This is a genomic window from Myxococcus sp. CA005 (assembly GCF_006518205.1).
Taxonomy (GTDB): Bacteria; Myxococcota; Myxococcia; order Myxococcales; family Myxococcaceae; genus Myxococcus; species Myxococcus xanthus.
Genome location: NZ_SRLV01000046.1, coordinates 62,698 through 69,246, shown reverse-complemented (window position 1 = coordinate 69,246; position 6,549 = coordinate 62,698). Strand labels below are relative to the sequence as shown.

Annotated in this window: 8 protein-coding genes and 4 tRNA genes; 2 read left to right on the top strand and 10 right to left on the bottom strand. The window is 67.0% G+C overall.

The window, feature by feature from the left end:
- The 10 genes from FMQ63_RS21045 to FMQ63_RS21000 form a co-directional block, all read right to left on the bottom strand.
- A partial coding sequence (locus FMQ63_RS21045; protein WP_228556459.1) for a GTP-binding protein occupies positions 1-139 on the bottom strand: 139 nt, incomplete at its 3' end.
- A gap of 19 nt (positions 140-158) precedes the next feature.
- Positions 159-234: transfer RNA gene (locus FMQ63_RS21040), tRNA-Thr, on the bottom strand.
- A 25-nt stretch (positions 235-259) separates the two neighbouring features.
- Positions 260-335: transfer RNA gene (locus FMQ63_RS21035), tRNA-Gly, on the bottom strand.
- Between the two features lie 10 nt (positions 336-345).
- Positions 346-429 (bottom strand) — tRNA-Tyr (locus FMQ63_RS21030).
- 56 nt (positions 430-485) lie between these two features.
- Positions 486-558 (bottom strand) — tRNA-Thr (locus FMQ63_RS21025).
- 132 nt (positions 559-690) lie between these two features.
- Positions 691-1,539, bottom strand: a complete 849-nt coding sequence (rlmB, locus tag FMQ63_RS21020) for a 23S rRNA (guanosine(2251)-2'-O)-methyltransferase RlmB (RefSeq protein WP_011553118.1) — start codon at positions 1,537-1,539, stop codon at positions 691-693.
- 6 nt (positions 1,540-1,545) lie between these two features.
- On the bottom strand, positions 1,546-1,995 hold the full coding sequence (locus tag FMQ63_RS21015) for a hypothetical protein (RefSeq protein ID WP_026114215.1): 450 nt from the start codon (positions 1,993-1,995) through the stop codon (positions 1,546-1,548).
- Positions 1,996-2,057: 62 nt separating this feature from the next.
- Complete coding sequence (locus FMQ63_RS21010; RefSeq protein ID WP_011553116.1) at positions 2,058-3,059, bottom strand: RimK family alpha-L-glutamate ligase; 1,002 nt, start codon at positions 3,057-3,059, stop codon at positions 2,058-2,060.
- Positions 3,060-3,140: 81 nt separating this feature from the next.
- Positions 3,141-4,391 carry an adventurous gliding motility lipoprotein CglB gene (cglB, locus tag FMQ63_RS21005; RefSeq protein ID WP_011553115.1) on the bottom strand — a complete coding sequence of 417 codons (1,251 nt, stop codon included), beginning with the start codon at positions 4,389-4,391 and terminating at the stop codon, positions 3,141-3,143.
- 219 nt (positions 4,392-4,610) lie between these two features.
- Entirely contained in the window at positions 4,611-5,003 is a 393-nt protein-coding gene (locus tag FMQ63_RS21000) for a DsrE family protein (RefSeq protein WP_011553114.1), read from the bottom strand.
- Between the two features lie 209 nt (positions 5,004-5,212).
- Here FMQ63_RS21000 and FMQ63_RS20995 point away from each other — a divergent pair, with 209 nt between their 5' ends.
- Positions 5,213-5,746, top strand: coding sequence for a HEAT repeat domain-containing protein (locus tag FMQ63_RS20995; RefSeq protein ID WP_225909224.1), 534 nt, complete (start codon positions 5,213-5,215; stop codon positions 5,744-5,746).
- Positions 5,747-5,799: 53 nt separating this feature from the next.
- Positions 5,800-6,504 carry an HAD family hydrolase gene (locus FMQ63_RS20990; protein WP_011553112.1) on the top strand — a complete coding sequence of 235 codons (705 nt, stop codon included), beginning with the start codon at positions 5,800-5,802 and terminating at the stop codon, positions 6,502-6,504.
- Positions 6,505-6,549 lie beyond the last annotated feature (45 nt).

Here is a 6,549-nt window from a genome sequence, read left to right as displayed (position 1 = left end):
ACGCCAGGAACGTGGCGCCGCCCGTCTTCGCCAGCACCTTGGTGATGGCGGCCGTCAGCGACGTCTTGCCGTGGTCCACGTGTCCGATCGTGCCGATGTTCACGTGGGGCTTGTTACGCTCGAACTTCTCCTTGGCCATGACACTCCTCAAAAATAAATGGAGCCCTGAACCAGGATTGAACTGGTGACCTCATCCTTACCAAGGATGCGCTCTGCCAACTGAGCTATCAGGGCTTGGCGATGCTGTGACTACAACATTTGGAGCGGGAAATGGGATTCGAACCCACGACATTCAGCTTGGAAGGCTGACGCTCTACCAACTGAGCTATTCCCGCAATTGCCGAGTGGAGGGAGATGGATTCGAACCATCGAAGGCGTAGAGCCGGCAGATTTACAGTCTGCTCCCTTTGGCCGCTTGGGTATCCCTCCAGATATTCACTTGTCCTACCACATCCCGGGCCCTCATCCGCGGCCCCGTCCAACCTGGCCGGCGGCGGGATTTGAACCCGCGACCTACTGATTACAAATCAGTTGCTCTACCAGCTGAGCTACACCGGCACTCATCCGGTACTGCGACTGCCGCCCTACCCCGCCCCAGCGACTCCGTCAACCACCCGTCACCGCCCTGAGAGGGGCGCCCTTCTAGAATTCCCGTTCGCCCAAGTCAAGGAGATTGATCCCAAACTTCAGCTACCGGCCGGAGACGGTGCCCCGCTGGCGGGCGACCTCGTATAGCAGAATGCCGGCCGAAACGGATGCATTCAATGAACCGACCTGACCCGCCATCGGAATCCGGAGGCGGAAGTCGCAGTGCTTGAGCACTCCGTCCCGGACGCCTGCCCCCTCGGCCCCCACGACGAGCGCCAACGGCCCGTCGAGCCGGGCACTCCACATGGGCTCCTTGGCGTCGACGTCCGCCGCGGCGACCCACAGGCCGGCTTCCTTCAGTTCCTCCAGAGCCCGGGAGATGTTCACCACCCGCGCGATGCGGCTGTGCTCCACGGCCCCGGCGGACGCCTTGGCCACGGTGCCCGTCACCTGCACCGCCCGGTCCTTGGCAATCACCACGCCGTGGGCCCCCAGCGCATCCGCGGAGCGGATGATGGCTCCCAGATTGTGCGGGTCCTGGATTCCGTCCAGCACGACCACCAGGGGAGGCTGTCCCAGTGCCTTCGCGGCCTCCAGGAGATCCTCCAGCTCCGCGTACTTGAAGCCGCGCAGCTCGACCACCACGCCCTGGTGAACGCCGCCCTCCGCCAGCGTACCCAGGCGCTCGCGCGTCACCTTCTCCACGCGAATGCCGAACTCGCGAGCCCGGCTGAGCAGCTCTCCCGCCGCTCGGGCGCCGAGCTGCCCCTCCACCAGGAACAAGCGCTCCACCTCGTCCGGCCGGGCCCGAAGGGCCGCCAGGACGGGATTCACCCCGTAGACGAAACGGGAGGCTTCGCCGCCTCCGCGCTCGCCCCGGCTGGCGCGCTGGGGGACTTCTTCGCTTGCGCGCTCACCACCACGGCCGCCCTTGGAAGAACGCTCACGCATGGGAACTCAGAGGACCTCGACAGGAAGGGAGAAGGTCTTCTGCTGACGTGCGCAGATCTTCTCCGTGCAGATGAAGAAGACGAGCTTCGCGTCCACGGAGCCCTTGCCCGCGGCGGCCGTCGTGAAGGGGACCTCGAAGCGAGGGTCCGCGAAGGCTTGACCCTCGGCCTTCTTCGCCACGGAGTCCGCCAGGACCAGCTTCTCCTTGGCCGGAGTCAACTGACTCCCCTTCACCTCAAGCTTCAACGGCGCCTCGTCGGAGACATGGGCCCCCGCCTTCGTCTTGATGGCGAGGACGAAGGTCCCCTTCTCCCCCGCCTTGACCTGGGTCGAGGTCCCCTCGGTGGAGACCTCATACAGTGAGGCCGGATCCACATCCGCGGCCAGTACGGGCGCGGAGCAGGTCACTGCCGCCAGCAGGGCGGCGAGGGAGGAAAGGCGTTGGCGACGAAGCATGGGCGTCTCCTGGAAACGATGGGTGCGTATCACGCTTGAGACAGCGGGGGCCGTCTTTCTCTTCACGCGCCGCCTTCGCCGGTCCGAGCGCGGCGCCCCGTGCCCTTCCGGTCCACAGGGAGCTGGGCAGGCTCAGATGACGCGGGCAGGGCCGACGGAGGCGACAGGTCCGGCACGGACACGGGCGGCTCCCCCGCCACGAGCGCTTCCGCGCGGATGATGATGAGCGAGGCCAGGTCCACGCCCGTCACCGCCTCCATCTCAGGAAGCGCGGGGGAGCTGTTCACCTCGAAGATCTTGGGTTGGCCCTGCACGTCGAGCAGGTCCACCGCCGCCACTTCGAGCCCGATGAGCCGGGTGGCCTTCTCCGCGGTGGCTCGCTGGGCGGGTGACAGCTCGTGCGCCTCCAGCCGGGCCCCCTTGATGAGGGTGTGCGCCAGGCGCCCGGGGCGCGGGCGGCGACGAACCGCGGCCACCGCCTGCCCACCCACGACGAGCACACGGACGTCGATGCCCGTGCTCTTCACGTACTCCTGCATCACGAGATTGTGCCCCAGCCCCAGGACGGCCTCGAGCGCGGCCTCCAGCGACTGGAGGCTCTCGCACACCATGACGCCGTGCTTCTCCTGCCCCTGCAGCAGTTTGACGAGGACGGGCACGCCGCCCAGCAAGCCCACCATCTCCTTGAGGTGAGCCGCGTCGCGCGCCATCACCGTCGACGGAATGTCGATGCCGTGCGCCGAGAGCAGTTGCAGCGAGCGCATCTTGTTGCGCGACTGCGCGATGGCCTGCGCGTGGTTGACGAGCGAGACCCGCGCCAGGCCGAACTGATTCACCACGGCCAGGCCATAGTTACTGATGGACTGGGCGATGCGGGGGAGGACGACGTCCGTGGGCGCCAGCTTCTTGCGGCCGTAGTAGAGCGTGGCGCTGCGCCCATCGAGGTGCATCTGCACGCGGAGTGGGTTGAGGACCCGCACCCGGTGCCCTCTTGCGCGCGCCACCTCGACAAGTCGCCGAGTGGACGGGATGGAAGCGGAGCGCGAGAGGATCGTGGCTTTCATGAGCGGGGCGGCCGTTCCGGGGAGAGAGGGACCTATAATCCCCGCCCCTCGCCGGGTAAAGCCGCCCCGCGAACCGCTGGACTAGCGCTGACGGATGGCCCGCACTTCAATCTTCACGGGCGCCTCCGGGGTGGAGGCCAGGATGCGCTCGCAGATCTGTCCCGTGAAGCGCACACCGTCGTCATTCAGCGTCCAGGTGCTGTCGCTCGATGGAGTCCGCTCGCCTTCCACGTAGACCACGAGCAGCTTGGGGTCGGTCGGGCGCTGGGGACCATCCAGCCGAATCAGGCAGGGCTCCGGGATCTTCACCGCCAGACTGATCTCCTCCAGAGCGCTGGCAAGTTCAGCCTGATTCCCGGCCTGGAAGAAGGAGCGGTTGCACAGCCCCGTGGTCGGGTTGCACGTGTCACCCTCGCCGCACGGGCGTTCCGCGCTACACGTACGTTTGAAGCCGCCCGCGCGCGCCATCGCTTCCAGCACTGCCGGCCCATCCCCCACCGCAGTCTCCGCACCAAAGCCGATCACGATGGTCTGAATGCCCTTTTCATGAAGCTCCCTTACAGCAGTCACGGAGGCATCGGTGTCCAGACATCCACGGTTGAGGTAACCACTCTGGCATTGGTTGCCCTCGATGGTGCACTTGCACAACTCCGGGTTCGCACCGCTGTTAGGGTTCGCCGCGTTGCAGTTTGGCAGGCCGTCCGTCAGGAGGATGACGAAGTTCTCCCGGTCGGGGTCCTGAAGCCCCTCAAGCCCTCCCACGAAGTTCAGACTTCCGCTGGTCGGCGTCCCCCCAAGAGGCCGCCCCTCACCACCATTGGGGATGCCCTGCAGCAGGGTGTTGATTTCATTGGCGTGCGCCAGCAGCGAATCGTCATCCTCCTGCTCGGGCAGTGTCTTGAGCAGGGCTCCAGCAGTGGAGGCACGACACAAGTCCGGAATCGACTCTCCGCCCCGCGTCTCGGGATACGTCGTCAGCGCGAAACGAACGAAACGACCGCTGTTCTCAAGGAACTGCGGAACAACCGACTGCAGCGTGGTCCAACGCGTGGGGCAAACATCGACGTTGCACGGCGCTTCGCCACCGCAGGGAACTATGCTCCCTTTGAACTCCACGTCGCAGGCAGGCGACGGATTCACCGGGTACGTCATGGACCCGGAGGTATCCACCAACAACATGATGTTGGGCTTGCTCTGACGGGCCTTGATGACCTCCTCAACCGTCGTCTGCGCGATGGCCAGCGGCTCCACCGGCTCGAAGTCGTACGTCTGACAGGCCAGGACGACGGCGCCGACGGAGAGTGCACTCAGGAGGGGCAGCTTGGAGCGCATAGGCAATGAATTCCTTCTGCTACTGGGGGACGCGGGACTTCCCGCGCGGCCGGGTTCTCCAAAGGGGGTACGGCGTGGCGACAGGTTACCGCGTCATTCCCGTCGGGCGCTACAGCATCGGCCGACTGATTCCGCGCCGTTTGGATGCCACTGCGACGTTACAGCCAGAGCGATACCTGGGCGGCCAAGAGCGGCGTACGTAGGGCCCAAGCCCACCGACTATAGGGTGAGCACCCGTGCACCCGCGGTCAGTCGCCAAATCGAGGCCATCCCCATCACTTCATCCAGGGTGCCCTCCAGCGACTCCGGTTCGTAGCCGCAGATGCGGACTGTGGTGTCGCAGGCGATCAGTCTGGCGCCCAGCGTGCGCGCTTCCGCCAGCATGTGCGGCGGCGCCAACACCCCGAGTGACTCCGCGCGTGCGAACTCCTCGTGCTCGCGCGCACTCGACGGCTGGCCGTAGGCGCCCCCCACGAGCTGGCGCAGCGCATCGAAGGCGAAGACGAAGTACACCTCGTCGCCCATGGCAGCGGCGGTGATTCCCATGGTGGCGGCCTGGAAGGCCGGCTCGTACGTGGCGTGCTGAAGAAAGAAGAGGACCCGTCCGGCCATGACGCGCCGACCATAACGGGCTTCGCATCCCGTCGCGGCACCAATGACGTATAAATTGGAAACGTCCCTCTTCTGTCCGGGAAGCCCTCATGGCGACCACCCTCCCCCCACGTCCTGGCGCCGGTTCCTCGTGGTCCCTCCGCCATCTCGCCTGGCGCCCCGTGGTGCTCGGAGGCTTCTTGCTCGCGGGGTCCGGAGGACTGGCCCGTATGAGTGCTTCCGCCAGTTCGGAGCCTGCCCTCGTCACCAGCGCGCCTTCGCCTGGCGCCGACGTCCATGCCCAGGTGGTCGCGCTCCTCGATGCAACGACGCGGACTGGCGCCCCATCAGATGACGCATGGAAGCGCCTGGGACCGGGAGCGGCGCCTGTCCTGTCGGCGCTCGTCGTGGACAAGGGCACCCCTACCGCGCGGCGGACGCTCGCCGTGTCCTCCCTGGCGCTGGTGGATCCATCAGGCGGCGCGGTGACCATCCGCGACGTGCTCGAGGACGCGAAGGCCCCGGCCGTGGTGCGTGCGAGCGCAGCGGACGCCCTGCGCCAGTGCCTGGGGCTGGACGCCATCCCCACGCTCATCTCCCGGCTGCAGGACCCGGAATCACAGGTCCGGGAAGCCGTGGCCGTGGCGCTCGGGCGCCTGGGCGGGCAGCAGGCCCGGCAGGCGCTGGAGGACCGACTCCCCATCGAGGAGCGCGCCCTCGTCCGCGAGGCACTCCAGCGTGGACTCACGCTCGTCGAGCCCTGAGGGGACACGGTCCGCCTGACTCCGGGCTCGCGTCGGCCCGGGGCTTCCATTAGATGGGAGCCATGCGTCCCACCGTCCTCCTCTTCGATATCGATGGAACCCTGGTCACCACTGGCGGCGCGGGGCGCCGCTCCATGGAAGCCGCTTTCGAGAAGCTGCACGGGCGGCGGGACGCGTGCGACTCGTTCCCCATGTCCGGCATGACCGACCGGGCCATCGTCCGCAAGGCGATGCACATCATCGGCGTGGAGGACTCGGCCGCGGCCATCGACGCGGTCATCGACGCCTACGTCGCCCACCTCGCCGAAGAGGTCCACAAGGTGGATGACCAGCGATACCTCGTCTTCCCGGGCATGCGCGAGGCCGTGAAGGAGGCCCGGTCGCGGTCCGGGTTCGCCGTGGGACTGGGCACGGGCAACGTCCGTGAGGGCGCCCGCGTGAAGTTGGAGCGCGTGAGCATCTACGACCAGTTCGACTTCGGCGGCTTCGGCTGCGACAACGAGGACCGCACCGAGCTGATTCGCTGCGGCGCCAAGGCCGGCGCCGCAAAGCTGGGCGTCCCCGTGGAGGAATGCCGGGTCGTCGTCATCGGCGATACGCCCAAGGACGTCCATGCGGCCCAGGGCGTCGGCGCCGAGTGCATCGGCGTGGGGACCGGGACCTTCTCCGTGCAGGCCCTCCTCGACGCAGGGGCCACGGTCGCCTTTCCTGACTTCTCGCATCCCCAGGCCCTGGAGATTCTGCTCGGCGGGCGCTGAGTCCCCTGCCCGTCCGCTCGGTGCTCGGCGCCGGGTGTGCTATCT